This is a genomic window from Streptomyces cylindrosporus, assembly GCF_022698165.1.
Classification (GTDB): domain Bacteria; phylum Actinomycetota; class Actinomycetes; order Streptomycetales; family Streptomycetaceae; genus Streptomyces; species Streptomyces cylindrosporus.
In genome coordinates this window covers 366,138-393,093 of the sequence record NZ_JALDAY010000007.1, presented here as the reverse complement: position 1 = coordinate 393,093, position 26,956 = coordinate 366,138, and the positions used below count along the sequence as shown (strand labels likewise).

Sequence of the window (26,956 nt, the reverse complement as noted above, 5' to 3'; positions counted from 1 at the left end):
CGTTCAGGGGTCACACCGGCAGCAGGCGGGCGACGAGTTCGCTCAGCTGTCGGGCGTTGCGGCACTCGTGCATGCCGGCCACGTCGGCGTACTCGGGTGCCGCGGAGTCGCCGGTGCCCCACTGGGCGCGCGGCTCCGGGTTCAACCAGTAGAAGCGGCGGGCCCGTTCGGCGATCTGCCGGACGGCCGCGAGGTTCGGGTCGCTCATGTTCGTACGGGCGTCGCCGAGCACGAACACCGTCGTGCGCGGGCCCACCGCGTCGCCGTAGCGCTCCGCGAACTCGCCCAGGGCCACGCCGTAGTCGCTGCTGCCGTGCCAGCCGGTGAGCGTCGCCTCGGCGCGGATGCGGGCGCCGAGCCCCTCCGCGTCGGCCGCGCCGTGCTCCAGCAGCCCGGTCACCTCGTCGATCCGGTTGACGAAGGCGAACACCCGCACCTTGCTGAACTGGTCATGCAGCGCCTGCACCAGCAGCATCGTGAAGTCCGAGAAGCCGGACACCGACCCCGACACATCGCACAGCAGGACCAGTTCGGGGCGCGCGGGACGGCGTCTGCGCAGCACCGGCTTCATCGGCACCCCGCCCGTCGACAGCGAGCCGCGCAGCGTGCGGCGCAGATCGATGCTGCCGCGGGCGGCCCGGCGCCGGCGCGCCGCGAGCCGGGTCGCCAGCTTGCGGGCCAGCGGCTGAACCGTCCTGCGCAACTCGTCGAGCTGGAGCTTCCCGGCGTACAGGAAGTCGAGCCGGTCCGGGGTCGTCGCGACCGCGCGCCGGGCGAGCATGTCCCGGTCGCGCCGCTCGGCAACCCGCCGCCGCGCCTCGACCGCCACCTGCCGGCGGAACACCTCGATCCGCCGCCGGATCTCGTCCTCCAGCAGCCGGTCGGTGAACCCCGAAGCCCCGTTGCGCGCCCGGACGCTGTCGCGCACGCGGGCGAACAGCGTCTGCGGACGCAGCTGTTCGAGGGTCTGGTACGAGGACCAGCCCGCCGTCTCCGGTGAGGAACCGTAGCCGCCGAAGCCGTCGACCGCCTCCGCCGCCAGCTGCCCCATGAGCATGACATCGCCCGCCGCCAGCGCCGCCGCGAGCCGCTCGCGCAGGTCCTCACGGCTCGCGGGCCGCGACTCGGGCCCGCCGATCGCGCTCGGGAAGTAGAGATCGAAGACCGGGTCGAAGACCTGCCGCTGGGACGGCCCGTGCAGCAGCGTGGCGGCCAGGCCCTCCCGCAGCAGCTCCCGGTCCGCGAGGCCCAGCGCCGCCACCGCCTCGGCCGCGTCCACGGTCTCGCCCGTGCCGATCCGCATGCCGTGCGCACGCAGCGCCCCGACCAGCGAGGTCAGCCGGTCGGCGACGCCGGGCGCGGTCACACCGCGTCCAGGTCGAGCTTGGCCGCCGCCTTCAGGACGTCGTCCTGGTGCTTGAGGAGCACGCCCAGGGTGTCGCGTACGACGGCCTCGTCGAGGGTGTCGGCGCCGAGCGCCAGCAGCGTACGGGCCCAGTCGATCGTCTCGGCGACCGACGGCACCTTGCGCAGATCCATGGCCCGCAGCGCGCCGACCACCCGGACCACCGACGCCGCGAGCGCCTCGTCGAGCCCCGGCACCTTCAGCCGTACGATCCGCCGCTCCAACTCCTCGTCCGGGAAGCCGATGTGGAGGAAGAGGCAGCGGCGGCGCAGGGCCTCGGACAGCTCACGGCTCGCGTTCGACGTCAGCACCACGAAGGGGCGGCGGGTCGCGGCGATGGTGCCCAGCTCGGGCACGGTCACCTGGAAGTCGCTGAGCACCTCCAGAAGCAGGCCCTCGACCTCGACGTCCGCCTTGTCGGTCTCGTCGATCAGCAGCACCTTGGGGTCGTCGCCGCGGATCGCCGTGAGCAGCGGGCGCGAGAGCAGGAACTCCTCGCTGAAGACGTCGGTGCGCGTCTCGTCCCAGGTCTCGTCGCGGCCGGCGCTGATGCGCAGCAGCTGCTTGGCGTGGTTCCACTCGTACAGCGCCCGGGACTCGTCCACGCCCTCGTAGCACTGGAGCCGCACCAGGCGGGCCCCCGCCACCTCGGCCACGGCCTTGGCGAGCTCCGTCTTGCCGACCCCGGCGGGGCCCTCGACCAGCAGCGGCTTGCCGAGGCGGTCGGCGAGGAAGACGGTCGTGGCGACCGCGGGCGAGGCGAGATAGCCGGTCGCGGCGAGACGCGCGGAAACGTCGTCGACGGATGTGAACAACGGGGCCTCCCGGTCGGCGGCGATACCTGGCTCACCATCTCGGCGATACCTGGCTCACTATCTAAGCGCTTGTTCACCCCCTTTGTCACGGGGAATCCGCTGCTCCCACCGGAGGACGCAAGTCCGGCCCGGCGCCCCGTACGGGTCACCACAACGCGCCGACCCCGCAGGCCACCGGTGCAATGGAGCCGTGACCGCACCCCCGGACGACTGCCTCGCCCGCAACGAGTGGATCTGCGGCGAGTACCTGACCAGCCGCCGCCAGATCCTGATCGACGCGGTCGTCCAGCACCTCCAGCTCACCGCGGTCTCGGTGCTCGTCGGCCTCGCCCTGGCGCTCCCGCTGGCCGTCCTCGCCCGCCGCTGGGGCTGGGCGGCCGGTCCCGTCCTCGGCGTCACGACGATCCTCTACACGATCCCGTCCCTGGCGATGTTCTCGCTGCTCCTGCCGGTCTACGGCCTCTCGGCGAGCCTGGTCGTCGCCGGACTCGTCCTGTACTCGCTGACCCTGCTGGTGCGAAACATCCTGGCCGGCCTGCGCGCGGTCCCCGAGGAGACCCGGCAGGCCGCGCGCGGCCTGGGGTACGGCCCGATCCGCCTCCTGCTCACCGTGGAACTACCGCTCGCCCTGCCCGCCGCGATGGCCGGACTGCGTATCGCCACGGTGTCCGCGGTCTCCCTGGTGACGGTGGGCGCGATCGTCGGCTTCGGCGGCCTGGGCAACCTCACCTACGCCGGAATGAACACCTACTTCAAGGCACAGGTGCTCACCGCGTCCGCGCTGTGCGTGCTGATCGCGATCGCGGCCGACGTGCTGCTGCTCGCCGTGCAACGCCTGATCACACCCTGGACCAGGGCGGCCCGCGGATGACGACCCTCACGGACGCCTGGGACTGGCTCGCCGACCCCGCCCACTGGTCGGGCGACGACGGCATCCGGCACCGGCTCCTCCAGCACCTCGTCCTCACCGTCGTCTGCCTGGTCATCAGCTGTCTGATCGCCCTGCCGGTCGCCCTCGTCCTGGGTCACCTCGGCAAGGGCGGCGCGCTGGCGGTCAACATCTCCAACATCGGCCGGGCGGTACCGACCTTCGCGGTTCTCGTGCTCCTCCTGCTGACCCCGATCGGCAGATGGGGCGACGGCCCGACCGTCGTCGCCCTGGTGCTGTTCGCCGTGCCGCCGCTGCTCACCAACGCGTACGTCGGCATGCGCGAGGTCGACCGCAGTGTCGTCCAGGCCGCCCGCGGGATGGGCATGACCGGGCGACAGATGATGTTTCACGTGGAACTGCCCCTTTCGCTCCCCATGGTCCTGAACGGGGTGCGGATCGCCGCCGTCCAGCTCGTGGCGACCGCGACCATCGCCGCGCTGGCCGGCGGGGGAGGGCTGGGCCGGATTATCACGGCCGGCTTCAACCTCGCCAGTACCCCGCAGGTGGTGGCCGGGGCGATCCTCGTCGCCGCGTTCGCACTGGTCGTCGAGGGGGTCTTCGAGGTGGCCGAGCGGCTCGCGCCCCGCTGGGCCGGAGGCACCCGATGAGACGCGGCCCGGCCTTCGCCGCCGTCCTGCTGCTCGCGGGCTGCTCCACCGGCCCCTCGCTGGAGACGCGCGGCGAGGTCACCGCCCCGCCCGGGGACAGCCACCATCTGACGATCGGCTCGGCCGGCTTCACCGAGAGCGACCTGCTGGCGCAGATGTACGCGCAGTTGCTGAACCAGGCCGGCTACAAGACCTCCCTGCTCACCGTCGCCAACCGCGAACTGTACGAACCAGCCCTGGAATCGGGCCAGATCGACGTCGTCCCCGAGTACGCGGCCACCTTCGCCGACTGGTTGAACGCCAAGACGAACGGAGCCGACGCGGCGCCGGTCGGCTCGCCCGACCTCGACGCCACGATGGCCGGCCTGCGCAGGCTGGCCACCCCTCGCGGCCTCACGGTCCTCGACCCCGGGCGGGCCGTCGACCAGAACGCCTTCGCGGTGAGCGCCTCCTACGCCAGGCAGCACCAGCTCAGGACGCTGAGCGACCTCGGCGCATCGGGACTGGAGGTACGGCTCGCAGCGGGTGACGAGTGCGTGCAACGGCCGTACTGCGCACCGGGGTTGAAGAAGACCTACGGCATCGACGTCACCGGCGTCGACCCGAAGGGCGTGGGCACGACACAGGCCAAGCGGGCCGTGCAGAACGGCCAGGACCAGATGGTGTTGACGACCACGACCGACGCCACGCTGTCCGGCTTCGGGCTGATGCTGCTCGCCGACGACAAGCGCCTGCAGAACGCCGACTACGTGGTGCCGGTCGTCAACCGGTCGCGCGCGGGCGGCACCGGGGTGACGAAGGCGCTCGGCGCGCTCAACGCCGTACTGACGACTGCCGATCTGGCGTCCATGAACCAGCGGGTGGACAGCTGGCGCCGGTTGGCGTCGGACGTCGCACGGACGTATCTGAAGGACAAGGGTCTGCTGAAGTGAGGGGCGGTCAGGGGCCGGGGCCGATTGTCAGTGCTGCCTTGTACCTTGCGGACATGGGGATCTATCTGGTCAGTAGCACTGCGCGGGACTGGTTCGACGACGACGAGGAGGAGGGCGGACACGGCACCGTCGCGGCCCTGCTCAACGAGGAGTTGGGGCGGCGCGGACTGCCGCCCTACACGTCCGTGCCCGAGCCGGCGGAGTTCGTACGGGGCTCGGGGCAGTCGTTCGAGGAGAAGCTGGTGCCTCCCATGGACGGGTTCAGCGCGCTGTGCGAGGCGCACATCACCCAGGAGGAGTGGGAGCTGCTCTGCGGCTGGACGGTGCTGGTGCCCATCTCCCTGGACGAGCCGGTCGTGCTGCCCGTCGGCTCCTCCTACACCGACGAAACCGTGGTCGTGGGCGCGCCTCAGGTGCTCGCGCTCGCGGAGCGGTTGGCGACGGCCGTCGGACTGCCGGTGGACGAGATACCGGCGGCCTGCGACAACCTCGATCTGACCAGCCTGTTCCTCGACGGCCCCGTGAAGGAGCTGGCCGCCGCGCGCCCCGGACCGTGGGCCGAGGACCTGGACGCGGCGTTCTACGTGGCCCTGTATCTGCGCGCCGCCCAGCACTCGCTGCGCCGCGGCTGCCCGATGGTCTACTGCTGACGGACCGGCCAGGCGGCGTACCGGCCATCCCGCACGGCACCGGTCAGGCGTCGGCCACCGAGTCGAACTCCACCTGCCCCCGCGACACACCCAGCGCGTCCGCGTCCACCGACCGGCGCAGCGCCTCATGCAGCTTGCCCGGCGTCAGCACGCCCAGGAAGCGGGCCCCGTCCAGCACCGCGACCCACCCGGCGTCGTGCTGGAGCATCACCCCGAAGGCCTGCTTCAGGGGCGCGCCCACCGGCACCCAGGCGTTCATCCGGCGGGCGCGGTCGCCGACGGAACCGCCCGCGCCCAGGTCCTCGATGCCGACCCAGCCGTGCAGGTCACCCCGCGTGTCGAGGACGACCGCCCAGCGCGCGCCCTCCGCCCGCAACCGGTCCGCCGCGGGCCCGGCCGCCTCGTCGAGCCGCGCGACCGGCGGCTGCTCCAGATCCTCGGGCTCGATCTCGGTCACCGACAGCCGCTTCAGCCCCCGGTCGGCGCCCACGAATTCGGCGACGTACGGCGTCGCAGGTGTCCCGAGCACCGCCCCCGGCGTGTCGAACTGCTCGATCCGCCCCTGCCCGTACACGGCGATCCGGTCGCCCAGCCGCACCGCCTCCTCGATGTCGTGCGTGACCAGCAGCACCGTCTTGCGCACATCGGCCTGCATCCGCAGGAACTCCTCCTGCAACTGCTCCCGCACGACCGGGTCCACCGCCCCGAACGGCTCGTCCATCAGCAGCACCGGCGGATCCGCCGCCAACGCCCGTGCCACACCGACCCGCTGCCGCTGGCCGCCGGAGAGCTGGTCCGGATAGCGGGGCCCGTACCGCTTCGGGTCGAGGCCCACCAGATCGAGCAGCTCGGCGGCGCGCGCCCGGGCCTTCGCCCGCTTCCAGCCGATCAGCGCCGGCACGGTCGCCGTGTTGTCGAGGATCGTCCGGTGCGGGAAGAGCCCCACCTGCTGGATGACATAGCCGATACGGCGGCGCAGCCGCACCGGGTCCACGGCGGCGATGTCCTCACCGGCCACGAGGATCCGGCCCGAGGTCGGCTCGATGAGCCGGTTGACCATCATCATGGTCGTCGTCTTGCCGCAGCCGGAGGGCCCCACGAGCGTGACGAGCTCACCCTCGGACACCTCGAAACTCAGGTCGTCCACCGCGGTCGTACCGTCCGGATACCGCTTGCTGACCTGCTCGAACCGGATCATGCCCTCACGCTAACGGCGCGCCCGGCACGCCGCTCCTCCGCGGCGCCCCGCACCCGGCGAATGGCTGAAGCGTCCGCCTACTCGCCCACCAGCACCACCTCCAGGGTGCGCGGACCGTGCACCCCCTCGACCCGGTCCAGCTCGATGTCGCTGGTCGCCGACGGACCGGAGATCCACGTCAACGGGCGGGCCGGGTCGAGGCGTTCGAGGGCCTGGGGCACGGAGGAGACCACCTGGTCGGGGACCCGTACGACACAGATGTGGTGGTCGGGGACGAGGGTGATGCGGCGCCGGCCCTGGTCGGGGGAGCCGTCCAGGACGATGGTGCCGGTCTCGGCGATCGCGAGGGCGCATGCCGTGACCACGCTGTCGACGCGGTCGAGCCCGTCCGGGGTATCCGACCCGGCGTCGGGGACCTGTTCGGCATCGGTGGCCGCCAGCCATCCGACATCCAGCCCCGGTGGCACGACAACCGTCCTCGCCCCGCGCTCGGCGAGCAACCGGCCGATCACAGCGGTCAGTTCACCTTGTGGGCACCGGTGCACGACCGCCCGGTAGTCCGCCAGGTTCTCCGCCAGCAGATCCACCGTCTCCGCGACACTCCGCTCGCCGTGCTCCCGCAGATACTCCCGTACAACCGCCTGCTCGTACGGCGTGTCGTCCTTCGGCACATCCGCCAGCGCGCGCCGCACCCGGCCCAGGACCCGTTCCCTGCTGCTCACTTCGCGCCGCCCTTTCCGCCCTGCGTCCGCTGCCACCAGTCGCGGAACGGCTCCGCCGGTACCGCCGGCAGCTCCCGCGTCCCGCTCCACGCCTTGCCGGGCCCCGGCAGCGAACGCGGATGGATCCTGCGCGTGCGCGAGGCGAGCCGCTGGCCGCCGCGCAGGGCGCCCGGGTGGGTGAACGCCCAGCGTGCCGCCCGCATCGCCGCCCGCTCGGCGGCGTGCCCCTTGGCCGGCCTGAGGACGACCTTGTTGCCCTCGCGGACCGCCGGACCGCCCTCCACGACCCGCTCGCGCAGGTGCACCAGCACCTCGGGGATGTCGATGGCGACCGGGCAGACCTCGTAGCAGGCGCCGCACAGCGACGAGGCGTACGGCAGTGAGGCGTCGATCTCGCTCTGCGTGCCCCGGAGTTGGGGGCTGAGGATGGCGCCGATCGGGCCCGGGTAGACCGAGCCGTACGCGTGACCGCCGGCCCGCTCGTACACCGGGCAGACATTCAGGCAGGCCGAGCAGCGGATACAGCGCAGGGCCTGGCGGCCGACCTCGTCGGCGAGGGTGTCGGTGCGGCCGTTGTCGAGGAGGACCAGGTGGAAGTCGCGCGGCCCGTCCTCGTCTGTCGTTCCCGTCCACATGGACGTGTACGGGTTCATCCGCTCGGCCGTAGAGGAGCGCGGGAGGGTCTGCAGGAACACCTCCAGGTCCCGCCAGGTCGGCACGATCTTCTCGATGCCGACGACCGAGATCAGCGTCTCGGGGAGGGTGAGGCACATGCGGCCGTTGCCCTCGGACTCCACGACGACCAGCGTGCCGGTCTCGGCGACCATGAAGTTGGCGCCGGAGATGCCGACCTTGGCGCGCAGGAACTTCTCACGGAGGTGAAGGCGCGCGGCCTCGGCGAGTTCGGCGGGCGTGTCGGTCAGGCCCTCGGGCGCCGGGCGGCCCCACTCGCTCATCTCCCGCTCGAAGATGTCCCGGATCTCGCCCCGGTTGCGGTGGATCGCCGGGACCAGGATGTGCGAGGGCCGGTCCTTGCCCAACTGCACGATCAGCTCGGCGAGATCGGTCTCGTAGGCGCGGATGCCCTCGGCCTCCAGCGCCTCGTTGAGGCCGATCTCCTGCGTGGCCATCGACTTGACCTTCACGACCTCCGACTCACCGGTCTCCTTGACCAGTCCGGCGACGATCCGGTTGGCCTCGTCCGCGTCGGCGGCCCAGTGCACCGTGCCGCCCGCGGCCGTGACCGACGCCTCCAACTGCTCCAGATACCGGTCGAGATGGCGCAGCGTGTGGTCCTTGATCCGCTTCCCGGCGTCCCGGAGCGCCGCCCAGTCCGACACCTCCGCGACGGCCTTGGCCCGCTTGGCGCGGATGGTGTGCGTGGCATGCCGCAGATTGCCGCGCAGCGTCTCGTTCCGTACGGCCTCGTGCGCGGCCTCGGGGAAGGCCGGCATCCCTACGAACGTCCCGCTCATACCGCAGGCTCCTTGTCCGTGCTCGCCAGGATCTCCGCGATGTGCACCGGCCGCATGTCCGTCTCCAGCCGCGCCATCGTGCCGCCGATGTGCATCAGGCAGGAGTTGTCGGCCGCGCACAGCACCTCGGCGCCGGTCGACTCGGCGTTGCGTACCTTGTCCGCGCCCATCGCCGCGGACACGTCGGAGTTCTTCAGGGCGAACGTGCCGCCGAAGCCGCAGCACTCGTCGGCGCCCGGAAGCTCCACCAGTTCCAGCCCCTCGACGGCCTGGAGGAGCCGCCGGGGACGGTCGCCGAGCCCCAGGCCGCGCAGGCCGTGGCAGGTGGGGTGGTAGGTGACCTTGTGCGGGTAGTACGCGCCGACGTCCGTCACCCCCAGCACGTCCACCAGGAACTCCGTCAGCTCGTACGTCTTCGGCACCACCGGCGCCAGGGTGGCCGCGAGGGTGTCCCCGCGCCCCTCGGCCCGGGCCCGCTCGCCCATCCGCGGATACAGCTCCCGCACCATCGCCCCGCACGATCCCGACGGCGTCACGATCGCCTCGTACTCCCCGAAGACATCGGAGAAATGCCGGGCGAGCGGCTCGGCCTCATGGCGGTATCCGGTGTTGTAGTGGGCCTGTCCGCAGCAGGTCTGGGCCATCGGGAAGTCGACCTCGACGCCCAGCCTGGTCAGCAGTTTCACCACGGCGCGCCCGGTGTCCGGATAGAGCGTGTCGTTGACGCAGGTCAGGAACAGGGCGACACGCATCGCGGCTCCTTGTTGTCGATCATCGGATGAGTGCAGCGTAGTCCGGGTGAGGGGTCCGGGGGAGACCCCGGCTCACCGAGCGGCGAGCCGGGCCTCCGCCTCGCGCCACCGCGCCACGTCGCCGCGCGGCTCGTAGCGGGTCAGCCGCTGCGTCCGGGCGAGCAGCCGTCGCATGTCGGCGCGGTCGCCGACGAGGCCGTCGGCGCGGGCCTGCACGAGGACGTTGCCGAAGGCGGCCGCCTCGGCGGGACCCGCCACGACCGGCAGCCCGCAGGCGTCGGCGGTGAGCTGGCACAGCAGGGCGTTGCGCGCGCCGCCGCCCACGATGTGCACGACGTCCACCCCCCGGTCCGCGAGGAGCTGCGCTTCACGGACGGCCCGGCTGTGGGCCAGGGCGAGGGAGTCGAGGATGCAGCGCGTGGCCTCGGCGACGGTGTACGGCTCCGGCTGGCCCGAGGCCCGGCACGCCTCGCCGATCCGCTCCGGCATCCGGCCGGGGGCCAGGAACGCCGGGTCGCCCGCGTCCACGACCGACCGCAGTCCCGGCACCTCGGCGGCCGCGGGCAGCAGCACGTCCAGGCCCGGCTCGCCCCAGGACCGCCGGCTCTCCTCCAGCAGCCACAGTCCCATGATGTTGCGCAGATACCGGACGGTGCCGTCCAGCCCCAGCTCGTTGGTGAAGTTGGCGGCCCTGCTCTCCTCGGTCAGCACCGGCCGCTCCAGCTCCAGGCCCGCGAGCGACCAGGTGCCGGTGCAGATGTACGCGAACCGCTCGCCCTCGGCCGGTACGGCGGCCACCGCGGACGCCGTGTCGTGCGAGCCGACGGCCGTCACCGGCACCGGGCCGGACAGCCCGGTCTCCTCCAGCACCTCCGGCCGCAGGAACCCCGCCGGATCGCCGGGCTGCCGCAGCGGGGCGAACAGGCCGAGGCGGATGTCCAGCCGGGAGGCGACGCCGTGCGCCCAGTCGCGGGTCCTGGGGTCGATGAGCTGGGTGGTCGAGGCGTTGGTCAGCTCCGTGCCCTGCTCGCCCGTCAGCCAGTACGAGATCAGGTCGGGGATGAGCAACAGCCGCTCGGCCCGGTCGAGTTGGGCCGATCCGCGGGCCGCGGCCAGCTGGTACAGGGTGTTGAAGGGCGCGTACTGCAGTCCGGTCGCCGCGTACAGCCGCTCCGCGGGCAGGCTCGCCCACACCTTCTCGGCGATGCCCTCGGTGCGGGGGTCCCGGTAGTGCACGGGATTGCCGAGCAGCGCCCCGTCCGCGTCCAGCAGCCCGTAGTCCACGGCCCAGCTGTCGATGCCGACCGAGTCGACCGGCCCGGCCGCCTTGAGGCCGTCCAGGACACCGCCGTACAGACCGAGGATGTCCCAGCGCAGGCCTTCGGGCACCCGCACGGGCCGGTTCGGGAAGCGGTGGGCCTCGGTCAGCTCCAGGCTGTCGGGGCCGACGCGGCCGACCATGACGCGCCCGCTGGACGCGCCGAGGTCGACCGCGGCGTACGACTTCACGGGCGCGCTCACCGCAGGAACGCGGCCGCGACGCCGGCGTCGACCGGGACGTGCAGCCCGGTGGTGTGCGTCAACTCGCCGCCGGTCAGCGCGAACACCGCGTTCGCCACGTGCTCGGGCAGCACCTCGCGCTTGAGGATGGTCCGCTGGGCGTAGAACTCGCCGAGCTTCTCCTCGGGCACCCCGTAGACGGCCGCGCGCTGGGCGCCCCAGCCGGCCGCGAAGATCCCGGAACCGCGCACCACGCCGTCCGGGTTGACCCCGTTGACGCGGATGCCGTGCTCGCCCAACTCGGCGGCCAGCAGCCGCACTTGATGCGCCTGGTCGGCCTTGGTGGCGGAGTAGGCGATGTTGTTGGGACCGGCGAACACGGCGTTCTTGGAGGCGATGTAGACGATGTCGCCGCCCAGCCCCTGCGCGATCATCACCCGCGCCGCCTCCCGCGAGACGAGGAAGGAACCGCGGGCCATGATGTCGTGCTGCAGGTCCCAGTCGCGCGCCGAAGTCTCAAGCAGCGGCTTGGAGATGGAGATCCCGGCGTTGTTGACCACCAGATCGACGCCCCCGAACGCGAGGACGGCGGCCTTGAACGCCTCCGCGATCTGCTCCTCGGACGTCACATCCACACTCACGGCGACGGCCTTGTCCGGCCCGCCCAACTCCTCGGCCACGGCAGCCGCGTTCTCGGCGTTGAGATCGGCTACGACGACACAGGCACCCTCACCGACCAGCCGGTGCGCGATCGCCTTGCCGATCCCGCTGCCCGCGCCCGTCACCAGCGCCACCCGGGTCGCCAGCGGCTTCGGCCTCGGCATCCGCCGCAGCTTGGCCTCTTCAAGGGCCCAGTACTCGATGCGGAACTTCTCCGACTCCTCGATCGGCGCGTACGTCGACACCGCCTCCGCGCCCCGCATCACGTTGATCGCGTTGACGTAGAACTCGCCGGCCACGCGGGCGGTCTGCTTGTCCTTGCCGAAGGAGAACATGCCCACACCCGGGACCAGCACGATCGCCGGGTCGGCGCCGCGCATCGCGGGGGAGTCGGGCAGCGCGTGCCGCTGGTAGTAGGCCGCGTACTCCTCGCGGTACTCGGCGTGCAGCTCCTTGAGGCGGGCGACGGCCTCCTCCAGCGGCGCGGTGGGCGGCAGGTCGAGCACCAGGGGCCGCACCTTGGTGCGCAGGAAGTGGTCCGGGCAGGAGGTGCCGAGCGCGGCCAGCCGCGGGTGCTCGGCGCGGGCCACGAAGTCCAGCACCACGTCGGAGTCGGTGAAATGCCCGACCTGCGGCCGGTCCTGGGAGGCAATCGCGCGGACGTACGGCGCGAGGGCCGCGGCCCGGTCACGGCGCTCGCCCTCGGGAAGGGCCTCGTAGCCCTCGATCACCGGCCCGAACGGCTCGGCCCTGCCCCGCTCGGCCAGGAAGGCCTCCGCGGTCCGGATGATGTGCAGCGAGTTTTGCTCGCACTCCTCGGACGTCTCGCCCCACGCGGTGATCCCGTGGCCGCCCAGGACGCACCCGATCGCCCGCGGGTTGGCCTCCTTGACCGCGGCGATGTCCAGCCCGAGCTGGAAGCCGGGCCGCCGCCACGGCACCCACACCACCGTGTCGCCGAAACACTCGGCGGTCAGCTTCTCCCCGTCGGCCGCGCAGGCGAGCGCGATCCCCGAGTCGGGATGCAGATGGTCGACGTGCGCGGCCTCGACGAGCCCGTGCATCGCCGTGTCGATGGACGGCGCGGCGCCGCCCTTGCCGTGCAGGCAGTAGTCGAACGCGGCGACCATCTCGTCCTCGCGCTCGACCCCCGGGTACACGCCCTTGAGCGCCCGCAGCCGGTCGATCCGCAGCACGGCCAGCCCGGCCTCGGTGAGCGTCCCGAGGTCGCCACCGGACCCCTTGACCCACATCAACTCCACGTCACCCCCGGTCACGGGGTCGGTCCCGGTGCCCTTGGCGGAGGCGTTGCCGCCGGCGTAGTTGGTGTTGCGGGGGTCGGCGCCGAGCCGATGGGAACGGGCCAGGAGAGCGGCGGCCTCGGGGTGGGGTGCCATGAGCGGTTCTCTTCCTTGCGTCGTGGGAACGGTTGCGGGTGGCGGGGCAGGCCTCGGGTCGAGCCTCATCAGAACACCGCTTGAATCGTTTCAAGCGAACCTAGCCGCACCGCTTCGACGGCGTCAAGACGTCGGTCCGCCGACCAGGCCGACCATGAGATGAGGAAGCGATCCGATGCGCGTCACCGCACCCATCCTGGAACACCATCGCGAACCGCTCGGCATCGGCGAGTCCCGGCCCCGCCTGAGCTGGCGCACCGAGACCGACTCGCCGGGCTGGCTCCAGCGGGCTTACCGGATCGAGATCACCGGCGCCGACGGGACGGTCCTCACCGACACCGGGCGGGTCGCGAGCGCGGACTCGGTGCTGGTGGCGTGGCCGGGCGCCGCGCTCGGCTCCCGCACCCGGGTCGGGGTGCGCGTCCGGGTCTGGGGCGAGGGCGCCGAGCCGTCACCCTGGTCGCCGGTCACCCGGGCGGAGACGGGACTGCTCACCCGTACCGACTGGACCGCCCGCCCCGTCACGCCCGACCGTGCGGCCTCCGACGCACCGCTCCCGGTCGCCCTGCTGCGCCGCGCCTTCACTCTCGACCGCCCCGCCGCCTCGGCCCGCCTCCACATCACCGCCCACGGCGTCTACGAGGCCGAGATCAACGGCACCCGCGTCGGCGACCACGTCCTCGCCCCCGGCTGGACCTCGTACCACCACCGCCTGCGCTACCAGACCTTCGACGTCACCGACCTGCTGCGCGAGGGCGACAACGCGATCGGCGCGCTGCTCGGCGAGGGCTGGTACACCGGCCGCCTCGGCTTCCACGGCGGCCGCCGCAACCTCTACGGCGACCGCCGCACCCTCCTCGCCCAGCTGGAGATCACCCACCCCGACGGCACCGTCACGACCGTCGGCACCGACGAGTCGTGGCGCGCCACGACCGGCCCGATCCTCCGTTCGGAACTGTACGACGGCGAGGCGTACGACGCCCGACTGGCCCGGCCCGGCTGGTCGGAGCCCGGCCACGACACCGCCGACTGGTCACCCGTCCTCGAACTCCCGCTGCCGGATGCCGAGTTGGTGGCGCCGACCGGCCCGCCCGTGCGCCGCACCCAAGCGCTGACCCCGGTCGACGTCATCACCACCCCTTCCGGCAGGACCGTCCTCGACTTCGGGCAGAACCTCGTCGGACGCCTGCGCATCCGGGTGTCCGGTCCGGCCGGGCACACGGTCACCCTGCGCCACGCCGAGGTGCTGGAGCACGGCGAACTCGGCGTACGGCCGCTGCGCCGGGCCGCCGCGACGGACACGTACACGCTCTTGGGCCGGGGCGTGGAGACGTACGAGCCGCGCTTCACCTTCCACGGCTTCCGCTACGCCGAAGTGGACGGCTGGCCGGGCGAGTTGGACCCCGCCGCCGTCGAAGCGGTCGTCCTGCACACGGACATGGCCCGCACCGGATGGTTCGAGTCCTCGCACGCACTCGTCAACCGCCTCCACGAGAACGTGGTCCGCAGCATGCGCGGCAACTTCCTGGACATCCCCACCGACTGCCCGCAGCGCGACGAACGCCTCGGCTGGACCGGCGACATCCAGGTCTTCGCACCCACCGCGTCCTTCCTCCACGACTGCTCGGGCATGCTCGCCGGCTGGCTGCGCGACCTCGCCGCCGAACAGCTCCAACGGGCGGACGGTGCACCGCCGTTGGTGGTGCCGGACGTCCTGCCGTACGACTTCGGCGGTACCCCGCACGCGGTGTGGGCCGACGTCGCCGTGCTGCTCCCGTGGACGCTGTACCGGCGCTTCGGCGACCTGGAGGTGCTGCGCACGCAGTACCCGAGCATGCGCGCGTGGGTGGAGTGCGCGGCCCGTCTCGTGGAGGAGGGCGGTGGCCTGTGGCGGCAGGACTTCCAACTCGGCGACTGGCTCGACCCGGCCGCCCCGCCCGAGGACCCTGGCGCCGCCCGCACCGACGGCGACCTGGTTGCCAACGCCTACGTGGCCCGCTCCGCCGACGTACTCGCCGAGACGGCTCGGCTGCTCGGGGAGAAGGACGACGCCGTGCGGTACGAGGAGTTCGCGCGGTCCGTGCGGGCCGCGTTCGCCGACGAGTTCGTGACCCCGGGCGGGCGGCTGTCGAGCGACGCGCAGACCGCGTACGCCCTGGCGCTGTGCTTCGCGCTGCTGCCCACGGAGCGTCAACGGGTCGGCGCGGCCAGGCGGTTGGCGTACGTGGTGCGCAAGGCCGGCTTCCGGATCGCCACCGGGTTCGCGGGTACGCCGCTGATCTGCGACGCGCTGTGCATGGGCGGGGAGCCGCAGTTGGCGTACCGGATGCTGCTGGAGGAGGGGTGCCCGTCCTGGTTGTACCCGGTGACCATGGGGGCCACGACGGTATGGGAGCGCTGGGACTCGATGCTGCCCGACGGGAGCGTCAACCCCGGTGAGATGACCTCCTTCAACCACTACGCGCTCGGCGCGGTCGCCGACTGGCTGCACCGGACGGTGGCCGGGCTGGAGGCCGCCGAGCCCGGCTGGCGCCGGCTGCGCGTCGCGCCGGTCCCGGGCGGCGGCCTCACCTTCGCGAAGGCGGCGCACGAGACGCCGTACGGACGGGCGGAGTCGGGCTGGCGGACCGACGGCGACACGCTGGTGGTGGAGGTGCTCGTGCCGCCCAACACCCGGGCCGAGGTCCAACTCCCGGGCGACGGCGATCCGTTCGAGGTCGGCTCGGGCCGTCACACGTTCCGGCGGGCGTACACCGCACCCGCTTGGCCGCCGGTCGCGATCCGGCATCCGTTCAGCGGCCCCGAGTAGGCGGCCGGTACAGCCACTCAGGCCAGGAACGCGGGCCTGAGCACCTCCTCGCACCATTGCCGGAAGCCGGTCGGGGCGGGCTGCGCGGTGCGGTGCTCCTCGTCGTAGACGCCCGCGTTCTGGGCCGCGGTCATGTCGACGAGCGCCTGTGCCCATGCCTCGTTCGCGCGATGCTCCAGCGCGGTCGCCCTGAGCGCGTCCAGCGAGACCTGCTGGTAGCGGACCGGCCTTTCCAGCACTTCCGAGACCACCTGGGCCACGCCCTCGGGGGTGAGGGTGTCGGGGCTGACCAGGGGCACCTGGCCCTGACCGGTCCAGGAGTCGTCGCGCAGCAGCTCGACGGCCTTCGCGGCGATGTCCCGGGTGGCGATGAGCCCGACGGTACGGTCCGCGGTGTACGGCCAGAAGAGAACGCCCCGGTCCCTGATCGCGTCGAGCTGCCGGAACAGGTTCTCCATGAAGCCCGCCGGGCGCAGCGCCCGGAACCGCGCACCCGTCCCCGCCATCAGGTCCTCACCGGCTTGGGCCGCCGACAGCAGACCGGCGTTCTTCTCGATGCCGCGGCCCATGGTCGAGACGGCGACGACCCGCTGGACGCCGTGGCCGGCGATCGCCTCGCACGCCGCCCGGGTCGGGTCGAGGACGTGCGCGAGGACGTCCGGTGCGGCCGGGTCCGGTGGCACCAGCCAGAACACGGCGTCCGCGCCCACGAACGCCTTCATGAGGACATCGGGGTCCCGATGCGAACCCTGGACGACCTCGACGCGGTCGCGCACGGCGGGGGAGAGCCGGGCGGGATCGCGCGCGATCACCCGGACCGGTTCCTCGCCGTCGAGGAGACCGTCGACGACCTGCCGTCCGATCTGACCGGTGGGCGTGGTGATGACAAGCATGCGGAAGCTCCAAGAGGGTTGACCGGAAAGGCGGTTGAGACCCGGGCCGGACGCCCGGTGACCGCTCTGCACCGATCCTGCGCCGGGGCCCGCGGAGACGGAAGGACCGCCCGGATCCCGCTTGTTACCCTCTGGGTCATACCGAATCGGAGGTGCCAGGCCATGGAGTCCCGGTCACTGCGCTACTTCGTCGCCGTCGCGGAGGAGCTCAACTTCGCCCGCGCCGCCGAACGGCTGGGCATCTCCGCCCCGCCCCTGTCACGGGCCATCCGCAAGCTCGAAGCGGACCTGGGCGTCACCCTCTTCGAGCGCACGACGCACAGCGTGACCCTCACCCCGCCCGGCACGGTCCTGCTGACCGAGGCCCGGTTCGCCCTGGACGCCCTGCACGCGGCCGTCCGGCGGGCCCAGCGCGCCGCCGATCCGCACCCCAAGCTGGTCCTGGCGGTCAAGGCCGACGGCGAGGCGGGCCTGCTGGAGTCCATCCTGGCCCGCTACGCCACCGAGCCCGCGGCCCGCCCCGTCACGATCCGCCTCTCCGGCTGGGGCGATCAGGCCCGGCTGCTGCGCGCGGGTGAGGCGGACGCGGCCCTCCTCTACGAACCCTTCGACCGCACGGGCCTGGACGCCGAGACGGTGACCGTCGAACCCCGGGTCGCCGCCATCCCAGCCACCCACCCCCTGGCGTCCCGTACGGACCTGACCCTCGCCGACCTGGCCCTCCCGGGTGTGGAAGAGGGCAACCCGCACGGCCTGGCCCGCTACCTCGACACGATCGTCGAGCGGCACGGGATCGCGGACCTGCCCCAGCTGCTCACCCTCGTGGAACTGGGCGAGATCGTGACCCTCCTCCCGGAATCGGTCACGACCCGCTACCCCCGCCCGGGAGTCGCCTACCGCAAACTCCCGGACGCCCCACCGGCCACCCTGTCGATCGCCTGGCCCCAGCACTCCCGCTCAACGGCAACGGCGGCGCTGATCCGCGCCGCGACCTCACTGCGTTGAGGCGCCGACAACACACGGCAGACGAGGAGCCGGCTCAGGCCCCCCACCCGGCCTGCTGCCCCCCGACCCGCTCCTCGACGATCTTCGCGGCCCACCCGGACCGCCGATACGCCCCCATCGGATCCGCGTCCAACCCCATCTCCCCCCGCACCTCGGCGAGCAGCGGCCGCACATCCGTGTTGTACGCGTCCATCAGGACCGCGTTGGCCTCCAGCACGTCACCTTCCCGCTGAGCCACCGCCAGCGCCTCCCGGTCGACCAGCAGCGCCTTCGCCGTGGCCTCCTGCACGTTCATCACCGACCGGATGATCGCCGGGATCTTCGGCTCGATGTTGTGGCACTGGTCGAGCATGAACGCGACGTCGGGCCCGTACCCGCCGCCCCGGACCACCTCGTACATGATCCGGAACAGCTGGAAGGGATCGGCCGCCCCCACCATCAGATCGTCGTCGGCATAGAAGCGGGAGTTGAAGTCGAACCCGCCCAGCTTCCCCTCCCGCAGCAGCGTCGCGACGATGAACTCGATGTTGGTCCCCGGGGCGTGATGCCCCGTGTCCACCACGACCTGTGCCTTCTCGCCGAGCTTCAGGCAGTGCGCGTACGCCGTCCCCCAGTCCGGGACGTCGGTCGCGTAGAACGCCGGCTCGAAGAACTTGTACTCCAGCAGCAGCCGCTGCCCGTCCCCGAGCCGCCCGTACACCTCCGCGAGGCCCTCCGCCAGCCGATCCTGCCGCTCGCGGATGTCGTCCTGCCCGGGATAGTTCGTGCCGTCGGCGAACCACAGCTTCAGGTCCGTGGACCCGGTCGCGTCCATGATGTCCACGCACTCCAGCAGGTGGTCCAGCGCCTTGCGCCGCACCGCCGGATCGGCGTGGCAGATGCTGCCGAGCTTGTAGTCGTCGTCCTGGAAGGTGTTGGAGTTGATCGCCCCGAGCCTCAGCCCGAGATCCTCCGCGTACTTCGCCAGCGCGGCGTAGTCGTCGACCTTGTCCCACGGGATGTGCAGCGCCACCGTCGGCGCCACCCCGGTGACGGCGTGCACCTGCGCCGCGTCGGCCAGTTTCTCCCGGGGGTCACGCGGAACGCCCTGCTGGGCGAACACCTTGAACCGGGTGCCCGAGTTCCCGTACGCCCACGACGGCGTCTCGACTGCCTGGGTCTTGAGCGCGGCCTTCACCGCGGCGAGCTCGGTCACTTCAGGGCTCCTGTGACGTCGGTCCGGAACAGCTTCTGCACTGTGTCTGGATGAATCGATTCAGAAGGGCAAGCTAAGAGTCTCCCGAAGGGGTGTCAAGCATTCGCGCAGGCCCTGTTGCCTGTATCCCGACCGTGACCTTTGGCTCTCGAAGAAGTCTCGAAACTTTTTCGGGCTCGACCCATTGACGTGACATCTCCCGCGCGCCTAACGTCCCGGCAACCAAGTTGAAACCTTTCACGACGTCGTGAGGGCCTCCCGGAGGCCTCCCGGGCGTCGTCGAGGAGCCCCTCATGACCCACCCGTCCGACGCGGGTCCGGCCCCGGTGCTGGCGCTGGAGGACATCTCCAAGTCCTTCGGGGCCGTACGCGCCCTGCGTGACGTGTCCCTGGAGTTGTTCCCCGGCGAGGTGCACGCACTCGCCGGCGAGAACGGCGCGGGCAAGTCGACCCTGATCAAGACCCTTGCAGGCGTGCACCGGCCGGACGCCGGCCGGGTGCTGCTCGACGGCGAACCGGTCGTCTTCCACGGCCCCGGCGACGCCCGCGACGCCGGCATCGCCGTGATCTACCAGGAGCCCACGCTCTTCCCCGACCTTTCGATCGCCGAGAACATCTTCATGGGCCGTCAGCCCCGGCGCGCCCTCGGCCGCATCGACCACAAGGCCACGCATGCCGCGACCCTGGCGCTGATGCGGCGCCTCGGCGTCGAACTCGACCCCGACCGCCCGGCCCGCGGCCTGTCCATCGCCGACCAGCAGATCGTCGAGATCGCCAAGGCGCTCTCCTTCGAGGCCCGCGTCCTGATCATGGACGAGCCGACCGCGGCCCTCACCGGCAGCGAGGTCGCCCGCCTCTTCGGCGTCGTCCGCACCCTGCGCGAGCAGGGCGCTGCCGTGCTGTTCATCTCGCACCGCCTCGAGGAGATCTTCGAGATCTGCGGGCGGGTGACGACCCTGCGCGACGGCGCGCTGATCTCCAGCGAGCCGGTCGACGGCATGACCGAGGACGATCTCGTACGGCGCATGGTCGGCCGCGACCTCGACGAGCTGTACCCCAAGAAGGACGTCAAGCCGGGTCAAGTGGCCCTGAGCGTAAGGCGATTGACCCGCGAGGGTGTCTTCACCGACGTGTCCTTCGAGGTCCGGCACGGCGAGATCGTGGGTCTCGCGGGCCTGGTCGGCGCCGGTCGCACCGAGGTGGCCCGGGCCGTCTTCGGCATCGACCGGTGGGACGGCGGCGAGGTCGAGGTGCAGGGGCGCAAGCTGGTCAACGGCGCCCCGTCCACCGCCATGGCCGCCGGGCTCGCGCTCGTCCCCGAGGACCGGCGCGCCCAGGGCCTGGTGATGGACATGTCCATCGAGCGCAACATCGGCCTGACCGGCCTGCGGACGACCGTCCGGGCGGGCCTCGTCGACCGCGGCGCCGAGCGCAGCCGGTCCCTCGACTGGGCCGTCAAGCTCCAGGTCAAGTACGCGCGGATCGCCGACGCCGTCTCCACGCTGTCCGGCGGCAACCAGCAGAAGGTCGTCCTCGCCAAGTGGCTCGCCACCGGCCCCAGGGTGCTGATCGTCGACGAGCCCACCCGCGGCATCGACGTCGGCACCAAGGCCGAGGTGCACCGGCTGCTCGGCGAGCTGGCCGCGGACGGTGTCGCCGTCCTGATGATCTCCTCCGACCTGCCCGAGATCCTCGGCATGGCCGACCGCGTGCTCGTGATGCACGAGGGCCGCCTCACCGCAGAGATCCCACGCGCCGAAGCCACCGAGGAAACCGTGATGGCCGCAGCCACCGGGAGGGCCGCCGCATGACGGTGACCACACCCAGCGAAACCCCCGTCGCCGAGGTGCCCAAATCCAGCGGCACCCGGCTCGTCGACCGCGTCTTCAAGATGCGCGAACTCGCCATCCTGGTCGTCTTCCTGGTGATGATCGTCATCACCCAGATCGGCAACAGCGACTTCCTGTCCGAGCAGGGCATCAAGGACCTGCTGCTGAACGCGACCATCCTGGTGCTGGTCGCCACCGGGCAGGCGCTCGTGGTGATCACGCGGAACGTCGACCTGTCGGTCGGCTCCACGCTCGGCATCTGCGCCTTCGCCGCCGGCGACTTCCTGCACGGCGGCGGCAACGCGGTGGTCGCCATCCTGCTGGCGATGCTGATGGGCATCGGCTTCGGCCTGCTCAACGGCCTCCTCGTCAGCCTCGGCCAGGTGCCCGCCCTCGTCGTCACCCTCGGCACGCTCTACATCATCCGCGGCATCGACTCCATCTGGGTCGGCTCCCGCCAGATCACCGCGGCCGACCTGCCCGGCGGCTTCGTCGACTTCGGCTCCGGCGGCATCTCGGCGGTGCCCTGGCTGGCGCTCATCGCGCTGGCGGTGCTGGTGGCGACGGCGTACTACCTCAAACACTTCGGCAGCGGGCGGGAGTTGTACGCCCTCGGCTCCAACCCGGAGGCGGCGCGGCTCGCCGGCATCCCGGTGCGCAAGCGGATCCTCGCCGCGTACACCTTCTGTGGCGGCCTGGCCGGCCTCGCGGGTGCGATGTACCTGGCCCGCTTCGGCAACGTCGACTCCAGCACCGGCAACGGCTACGAACTCACCGTGGTCAGCGCGGTCGTGGTCGGTGGCGTGGTCTTCACCGGCGGCTCCGGCAGCGTGTACGGCGCGGCACTCGGCGCGCTGCTGCTGACCTCCATCAACAGCGTGCTGCCCGCCCTCGGCGTCAGCTCCGTCTGGGTGCTCGCGATCAACGGCATCCTGCTCATCCTCGCCATCGCGGTCGACCGGATCGTCGCCCTGCGGGTGGCCTCCACCCTGAAGAAGACGGCCGCGAAGAACTCGGCCGTGAAGAACTCGGTTGCGCAGAGTTCGGCTGCGCAGAGTTCGGCCGCGAAGAAGGGGAATGCCGGCCATGCCTGAGTCCTTGACGCGCGCGATCCGCTGGGACACGGTCGTCGGCGCCCTCCTCGTGGTCCTCCTGCTGCTGTCGTTCGGCACCGTCGACGGCTTCGGGAACGCGCTCAACCTGTCCTTCCTGATCGGCAACACCCTGCCCATCGCCCTGATCGCCCTGCCGATGACCCTGCTCGTCGTCTCCGGCGAGATCGACCTGTCCGTCGCCTCGACGGCCGGCCTGTCCGGCGCGGTGATGGGCAAGCTGTGGAACGAGGGCATGGCGATCGAGACGATCATCCCGCTGTGCCTGCTGCTGGGTGTGGTGTGCGGGCTGGTCAACGGTCTGCTGGTGACCCGGCTCGGACTGCCCTCCCTCGCCGTCACCATCGGCACCCTCGCCGCCTACCGGGGCATCGCCCAGATCGTGCTCGGCTCCGACGCGGTGACCGACTTCCCCTCGCAGTACCTGGACTTCGCGGCCGGACGCGTCGGGAACAGCTTCCTCCCGCAGGCCTTCCTGCCCTTCCTGGTGCTGCTGGTCATCGCCGTCGTGGTGCTGCACGCCACGCCGTTCGGGCGGTCGCTGTTCGCGATCGGCGCGAACGAGGAGGCGGCGCGGTTCGCCGGGATCCGCGTCAAGCGGCACAAGCTGATCCTGTTCACGGTGACCGGGCTGATGGCCTCGCTCACCGGGATCTTCTGGGCGCTGCACTACGCCAGTGCGCGGTACGACAACGCGACCGGGCTCGAACTGTCCGTCGTGGCGGCGGTGTTGCTCGGCGGGATCGACTTCGACGGCGGCAAGGGCACGTTGGGCGGTGCCGTCGCCGGGGTCTTCCTGCTCGGAGCGCTGCAGAACGTGATGAGCCTCCTGAACGTCTCCGCCCAGTCGCAGATCGTCGTCACCGGCGTCCTGCTCGTCATCTCCGTGCTCGGCCCCCGGGTCGCACGGCAGATCTCCGTAGCGAGGGCGGGACGCAGAGCCGCCGCCTCGACTCCGACGTCGTAACTCCGCTCTTCCTCGTAAAGGACCTTCACCATGCGCAAGTCATCCCTTCGCCGTGCCTGCGCGGCCCTCGCCGCCGGAACCTCTTTCGCCCTCGCCCTCACCGCCTGCGGCGGGACCACCAAGAACAACTCCAAGAGCGACGACTCGGCGGCCACCTCCACCGCCAAGGCCAACCCGAACGCGGCGCTCAAGAAGGGGCTGACCGTCGGGTTCCTGCCCAAGCAGGTCAACAACCCGTACTTCACCTCCGCCGACAAGGGCGGCGAGAAGGCGCTCACCGAACTGGGCAGCAAGTACAAGGAGGTCGGCCCCTCCAGCGCCACGGACACCTCCGGGCAGGTCTCCTACGTCAACACGCTCACCCAGCAGCAGGTCAACGCGATGGCCGTGTCCGCGCAGGACCCGGGCGCGCTGTGCACCGCGCTGAAGACGGCCATGAAGAACGGCATCAAGGTCGTCACCTACGACTCCGACACCAAGGCCGACTGCCGCAACGCCTTCGTCTCGCAGGCCTCCGCCGAGGACCTCGGCCGCACCGAGGTGCAGCTGCTCGCCGAACAGATCGGCTACAAGGGCGAGATCGCCATCCTGTCCGCCGCCCAGACCGCCACGAACCAGAACACCTGGATCGGGTACATGAAGGACGAGCTGAAGGACCCCAAGTACAAGAACGTCAAGCTCGTCAAGATCGCCTACGGCAACGACGACGCCCAGCAGTCCTTCCAGCAGACCCAGGGCCTGCTCCAGCAGTACCCGAACCTGAAGGGGATCATCTCCCCGACCACCGTCGGCATCAAGGCCGCCGCCCAGTACCTGTCCGGCTCCAAGTACAAGGGCAAGGTCAAGCTGACCGGCCTCGGCACCCCCAACGACATGCGCACCTACGTCAAGAACGGGACCGTCGAGGCGTTCGAGCTGTGGGACCCGGCCAAGCTCGGCGACCTCGCCGCCCGCACCGCCGTCGCGCTGGCCTCCGGTCAGATCACCGGCAAGGAGGGCGAGACCTTCAAGGCCGGCTCCACCGAGTACACCATCGGCAAGGACGGCGTGATCACCCTCGGCAAGCCCACCGTGTTCAACGCCAAGAACATCGACCAGTTCAACTTCTAGGCCCCTACGTCCCGTTCGGGAGCTGGTACTTCATGCAGCGCGTCTGTTTCCTCCTCAAGGTCCGCGAGGACCGGCTCGCCGAGTACCGCGAAAGACACGCCGCCGTGTGGCCGGAGATGCTCCAGGCGCTCTCCGCCACCGGCTGGCACAACTACTCCCTCTTCCTGCGCGACGACGGCCTCCTCGTGGGCTACCTGGAGACCGAGGACTTCGCCGCCGCCCAGGCCGGCATGGAGGCCACCGAGGTCAACGCCCGCTGGCAGGCGGAGATGGCGCCGTTCTTCGAGTCGCTGGACGGCGCCCGGCCCGACGAGGCCATGAAACCGCTCACCGAAGTGTTCCACCTCGCCTGACGTCCCCCTCTTCCGGAGCCGCTCATGAGAAGACGCACCGTGCTCGCGTCGGCGATACTGGCCGCCGTGGCAACACCGGGCATCGCACGGGCCGCCGATCCCGGCCCCTCGGTCAGTAAGACGGGCAGCACTCAACTCGACTCGCAGGCCGTGTTCTTCGTCTCCTACGACGGCCTGGTGAACAACAACTCGTTCCAGAAGAACGGCCTGTTCACGTACAAGGGCTACCAGTACGCCGCCTGGTACACCTCCACCAAGTACGCGGTCATCGCCCGCCGGGTGCTGGGCGGTTCGAGCTGGTCCACGGTCACCCTGTCCCACCAGCTCAAGAGCAGCGACTCGCACAACGTCATCTCCATGGGCGTCTCCAAGGTCGACGGCCGCCTGCACATCAACATGGACTCCCACAGCGACGGCTACTTCTATGTGAAGTCGGTGGCGGGGCTGCTGGACAACCCCGGCTCCACGGCCTGGACCTCATCCGTTTTCGGCTCCGTCCAGACCTCGTTGGACGGGCTCGCCCTCACCACACAGTTCACGTACCCGCAGTTCGTCGCCACGCCCGAGGGCAAGCTCCAGCTCAGCTACCGGGTCGGCATCTCCGGCAACGGCCGCAACGCCCTCGCGGAGTACGACGGTTCGACCTGGACGGCACTGGGGGAGTGGTCCGGCTCGACGGGCACGTACACCAGCTCGCACGGCTCCTCGACCGCCCGCAACATGTATCTGCACGGCATCGACTACGACGTCGACGGACGGCTGCACGCCTTCTTCACCTGGCGTGAGCAGAACGCCGCCGTGATGTGCAACAGCGGTGGCATCACCAACCACGACACCGGTTACGTCTACTCGACCGACCGCGGCCGCACCTGGCGCAACGACGCCGGCACCCTGGTCGCCACCACCGGCACCTCGGACACCGTCGCCGTCACCGACTCCGGCCTGGTCGTCGACTCCCTCAACCCGGACCACTCCCTGATGAACCAGGAGAGCCAGTGGACCGACTCCACCGGCCTTCCGCACGCGATCATCAGCTACGTCCCCGGCCGCTTCGGCCAGTGCACCACCGATTACGTCAGCGACCGCACCGCAAACGGCCGCGCCTTCCACGTCCGCAAGAACTCCTCCGGAACCTGGCAGAAGACGGAGATCCCGGTCGCCCTCAATTCCAGCCAGCGCACCAAGCTGGTCCTGGACAAGTACGACAACGCCTACGCGGTCTTCCCGTACGGCCGGATCGCCGGCGCGTCGAAGTCCTCCGGGTACACCGACTGGACCCTGCTGTACGACGGCAGCGACCTCAACGCCTTCGGCGAGGTCGTCATCGACGAACCGCGGATCAGGGCGGACAACGTGCTGTCGTTCATGTACCAGGAGAAGTCGAGCGGTACGACCCCCTCGGCACTCCATGTCGTCGACTTCGCGCTGCCCGCGTGACCGGCGCTGACGTGCGGGGCGATGGCGGTAATGTGAAGGTCCTCTTCCCGCCGCTCCGCGTTCTACTGGAGGTCCCTGCCTGATGGCCCAGTCGGTGGGTATCAAGGACGTCGCCCGTGCCGCCGGAGTCTCCGTCGGCACGGTGTCGAACGTGATCAACCGTCCGGACACGGTCGCCACGGAGACCCGGGCACGGGTGCAGTCCGCGATCGACCGGCTCGGCTACGTCCGCAGCGAGTCCGCGCGCCAGCTGCGCGCGGGCCGCAGCCGGATCATGGGGCTGCTCGTCCTGGACATGGGCAACCCGTTCTTCGTCGACGTGGCCCGCGGTGCCGAGCGCGCCGCGCGCGAGGCCGGGCTCGGCGTGATGGTCTGCAACAGCGCACAGAGCGCCGGCGAGGAGGCCGACTACCTGTCGCTCTTCGCCGAGCAGCGGGTGCGCGGCGTGCTGCTCACCCCCACCGACGCCTCCGGCCGCAACATCGACACGTTCCGGCGGCACAACATCCCCTTCGTGCTGGTCGACCGGGTCGCCGAGGGCACCACCGAGTGCTCCGTCTCCGTCGACGACGTGGCGGGCGGCGCGCTGGCCGTACGCCATCTGATCGACGCCGGGCACCGCTCCATCGCCTACGTCAGCGGCCCGCCCGGACTCAACCAGGTCCGCGACCGCCGCACCGGCGCCCTGAACGCGCTCGCCGAGGCCGGGCTCGGCCCCGAGTGCCTGCGCGAACTGCCCACCGAGCGCCTCGACGTGGCCGCGGGCCGCGACGCGGGCGCCCGCCTGCTCGGCCTCGCCGACCGCCCCACCGCCGTCTTCTGCGCCAACGACCTCCTCGCCCTGGGCGTCCTTCAGGCCATGTACGCGGCCGGGATAACGGTCCCCGACGACCTCGCCATCGTCGGCTACGACGACATCGAGTTCGCCGCCGCCGCGGCCGTCCCGCTGACCTCCGTACGCCAGCCCGCCGTCACCATGGGCGCCCTGGCCGCGGAACTCCTCCTGGAGGAGACCGAGGCGGAGACCGGCACCAAGCGGCACGATCACCGGCGCGTCGTCCTCCAGCCGGAGCTGGTCGTACGTCGCTCCAGCCTCTCGGCCCGCTGAGCCACCGTTCAGTACGATTTCATGATCCCGGGGTCGGCGGGCGGACGAACTTGTGATGAAGTGGGACGCGGCCCGAAAACCGTCCGTCCCTGG

The 26,956-nt window shown here is 71.2% G+C and carries 23 protein-coding genes; 13 read left to right on the top strand and 10 right to left on the bottom strand.

What is annotated here, in order from left to right; translation table 11 throughout:
• Positions 1 to 10: 10 nt before the first annotated feature.
• On the bottom strand, positions 11 to 1,366 hold the full coding sequence (locus MQP27_RS24435) for a vWA domain-containing protein (protein ID WP_242767523.1): 1,356 nt from the start codon (positions 1,364 to 1,366) through the stop codon (positions 11 to 13).
• Positions 1,363 to 2,220 carry an AAA family ATPase gene (locus MQP27_RS24430; RefSeq protein ID WP_242767522.1) on the bottom strand — a complete coding sequence of 286 codons (858 nt, stop codon included), beginning with the start codon at positions 2,218 to 2,220 and terminating at the stop codon, positions 1,363 to 1,365. Before MQP27_RS24430 ends, MQP27_RS24435 begins: the two co-directional genes overlap by 4 nt.
• Positions 2,221 to 2,410: 190 nt before the next feature.
• On the opposite strand from MQP27_RS24430, the gene MQP27_RS24425 reads away from it, so the two are divergent.
• From MQP27_RS24425 to MQP27_RS24410, 4 genes are read left to right on the top strand one after another with little or no spacing between them, the layout of a single operon-like run.
• Positions 2,411 to 3,091, top strand: a complete 681-nt coding sequence (locus MQP27_RS24425) for an ABC transporter permease (protein WP_242767521.1) — start codon at positions 2,411 to 2,413, stop codon at positions 3,089 to 3,091.
• A complete protein-coding gene (locus MQP27_RS24420; RefSeq protein ID WP_242767520.1) occupies positions 3,088 to 3,759 on the top strand; it encodes an ABC transporter permease in 672 nt (223 codons plus the stop codon). The genes MQP27_RS24425 and MQP27_RS24420 overlap by 4 nt, the downstream gene beginning before the upstream one ends.
• Positions 3,756 to 4,691 carry an ABC transporter substrate-binding protein gene (locus MQP27_RS24415; RefSeq protein ID WP_242767519.1) on the top strand — a complete coding sequence of 312 codons (936 nt, stop codon included), beginning with the start codon at positions 3,756 to 3,758 and terminating at the stop codon, positions 4,689 to 4,691. Before MQP27_RS24420 ends, MQP27_RS24415 begins: the two co-directional genes overlap by 4 nt.
• A gap of 53 nt (positions 4,692 to 4,744) precedes the next feature.
• Positions 4,745 to 5,341: a hypothetical protein gene (locus MQP27_RS24410; protein ID WP_242767518.1), complete on the top strand. Its 597-nt coding sequence runs from the start codon at positions 4,745 to 4,747 to the stop codon at positions 5,339 to 5,341.
• A 43-nt stretch (positions 5,342 to 5,384) separates the two neighbouring features.
• Here the strand turns inward: MQP27_RS24410 and MQP27_RS24405 are convergent, their stop codons facing one another.
• The 6 genes from MQP27_RS24405 to MQP27_RS24380 all read right to left on the bottom strand — a co-directional run bounded on the left by MQP27_RS24405 (position 5,385) and on the right by MQP27_RS24380 (position 13,045).
• On the bottom strand, positions 5,385 to 6,539 hold the full coding sequence (locus MQP27_RS24405; RefSeq protein ID WP_242767517.1) for an ABC transporter ATP-binding protein: 1,155 nt from the start codon (positions 6,537 to 6,539) through the stop codon (positions 5,385 to 5,387).
• A 77-nt stretch (positions 6,540 to 6,616) separates the two neighbouring features.
• Positions 6,617 to 7,261 carry a LutC/YkgG family protein gene (locus MQP27_RS24400; protein ID WP_242767516.1) on the bottom strand — a complete coding sequence of 215 codons (645 nt, stop codon included), beginning with the start codon at positions 7,259 to 7,261 and terminating at the stop codon, positions 6,617 to 6,619.
• Complete coding sequence (locus MQP27_RS24395) at positions 7,258 to 8,736, bottom strand: LutB/LldF family L-lactate oxidation iron-sulfur protein (RefSeq protein WP_242767515.1); 1,479 nt, start codon at positions 8,734 to 8,736, stop codon at positions 7,258 to 7,260. Before MQP27_RS24395 ends, MQP27_RS24400 begins: the two co-directional genes overlap by 4 nt.
• Positions 8,733 to 9,488 carry a (Fe-S)-binding protein gene (locus MQP27_RS24390; protein WP_242767514.1) on the bottom strand — a complete coding sequence of 252 codons (756 nt, stop codon included), beginning with the start codon at positions 9,486 to 9,488 and terminating at the stop codon, positions 8,733 to 8,735. The genes MQP27_RS24395 and MQP27_RS24390 overlap by 4 nt, the downstream gene beginning before the upstream one ends.
• Before the next feature lie 72 nt (positions 9,489 to 9,560).
• On the bottom strand, positions 9,561 to 11,009 hold the full coding sequence (locus MQP27_RS24385; RefSeq protein ID WP_242767513.1) for a rhamnulokinase: 1,449 nt from the start codon (positions 11,007 to 11,009) through the stop codon (positions 9,561 to 9,563).
• Entirely contained in the window at positions 11,006 to 13,045 is a 2,040-nt protein-coding gene (locus tag MQP27_RS24380; protein WP_242767512.1) for a bifunctional aldolase/short-chain dehydrogenase, read from the bottom strand. Before MQP27_RS24380 ends, MQP27_RS24385 begins: the two co-directional genes overlap by 4 nt.
• A gap of 175 nt (positions 13,046 to 13,220) precedes the next feature.
• Here MQP27_RS24380 and MQP27_RS24375 point away from each other — a divergent pair, with 175 nt between their 5' ends.
• Positions 13,221 to 15,854, top strand: coding sequence for a family 78 glycoside hydrolase catalytic domain (locus tag MQP27_RS24375; protein WP_242767511.1), 2,634 nt, complete (start codon positions 13,221 to 13,223; stop codon positions 15,852 to 15,854).
• A 17-nt stretch (positions 15,855 to 15,871) separates the two neighbouring features.
• Here MQP27_RS24375 and MQP27_RS24370 read toward each other — a convergent pair whose 3' ends face one another.
• Entirely contained in the window at positions 15,872 to 16,747 is an 876-nt protein-coding gene (locus tag MQP27_RS24370; protein ID WP_242767510.1) for an NAD(P)H-binding protein, read from the bottom strand.
• A 162-nt stretch (positions 16,748 to 16,909) separates the two neighbouring features.
• Between MQP27_RS24370 and MQP27_RS24365 the strand changes: the two genes are divergently transcribed.
• Complete coding sequence (locus MQP27_RS24365; RefSeq protein WP_242767509.1) at positions 16,910 to 17,752, top strand: LysR family transcriptional regulator; 843 nt, start codon at positions 16,910 to 16,912, stop codon at positions 17,750 to 17,752.
• Positions 17,753 to 17,786: 34 nt separating this feature from the next.
• On the opposite strand, the gene rhaI is transcribed toward MQP27_RS24365, so the two are convergent.
• Positions 17,787 to 18,947: an L-rhamnose isomerase gene (rhaI, locus tag MQP27_RS24360; RefSeq protein ID WP_242767508.1), complete on the bottom strand. Its 1,161-nt coding sequence runs from the start codon at positions 18,945 to 18,947 to the stop codon at positions 17,787 to 17,789.
• 293 nt (positions 18,948 to 19,240) lie between these two features.
• Here rhaI and MQP27_RS24355 point away from each other — a divergent pair, with 293 nt between their 5' ends.
• From MQP27_RS24355 to MQP27_RS24325, 7 genes are all read left to right on the top strand, one after another.
• A complete protein-coding gene (locus tag MQP27_RS24355; RefSeq protein WP_242767507.1) occupies positions 19,241 to 20,758 on the top strand; it encodes a sugar ABC transporter ATP-binding protein in 1,518 nt (505 codons plus the stop codon).
• Positions 20,755 to 21,870: an ABC transporter permease gene (locus MQP27_RS24350; protein ID WP_242767506.1), complete on the top strand. Its 1,116-nt coding sequence runs from the start codon at positions 20,755 to 20,757 to the stop codon at positions 21,868 to 21,870. The genes MQP27_RS24355 and MQP27_RS24350 overlap by 4 nt, the downstream gene beginning before the upstream one ends.
• A complete protein-coding gene (locus tag MQP27_RS24345; protein WP_242767505.1) occupies positions 21,863 to 22,855 on the top strand; it encodes an ABC transporter permease in 993 nt (330 codons plus the stop codon). Before MQP27_RS24350 ends, MQP27_RS24345 begins: the two co-directional genes overlap by 8 nt.
• A 30-nt stretch (positions 22,856 to 22,885) precedes the next feature.
• Positions 22,886 to 23,965 (top strand): rhamnose ABC transporter substrate-binding protein, encoded by a 1,080-nt coding sequence (gene rhaS / locus MQP27_RS24340; protein WP_242767504.1) that lies wholly within the window; start codon positions 22,886 to 22,888, stop codon positions 23,963 to 23,965.
• A gap of 32 nt (positions 23,966 to 23,997) precedes the next feature.
• The gene (locus MQP27_RS24335) at positions 23,998 to 24,318 is read left to right on the top strand and encodes an L-rhamnose mutarotase (RefSeq protein ID WP_242767503.1); all 321 of its coding nucleotides are present in this window, start codon (positions 23,998 to 24,000) and stop codon (positions 24,316 to 24,318) included.
• A gap of 24 nt (positions 24,319 to 24,342) precedes the next feature.
• A complete protein-coding gene (locus MQP27_RS24330; protein WP_242767502.1) occupies positions 24,343 to 25,755 on the top strand; it encodes a BNR repeat-containing protein in 1,413 nt (470 codons plus the stop codon).
• 82 nt (positions 25,756 to 25,837) lie between these two features.
• Positions 25,838 to 26,863: a LacI family DNA-binding transcriptional regulator gene (locus MQP27_RS24325; protein WP_242767501.1), complete on the top strand. Its 1,026-nt coding sequence runs from the start codon at positions 25,838 to 25,840 to the stop codon at positions 26,861 to 26,863.
• Positions 26,864 to 26,956: the final 93 nt, after the last annotated feature.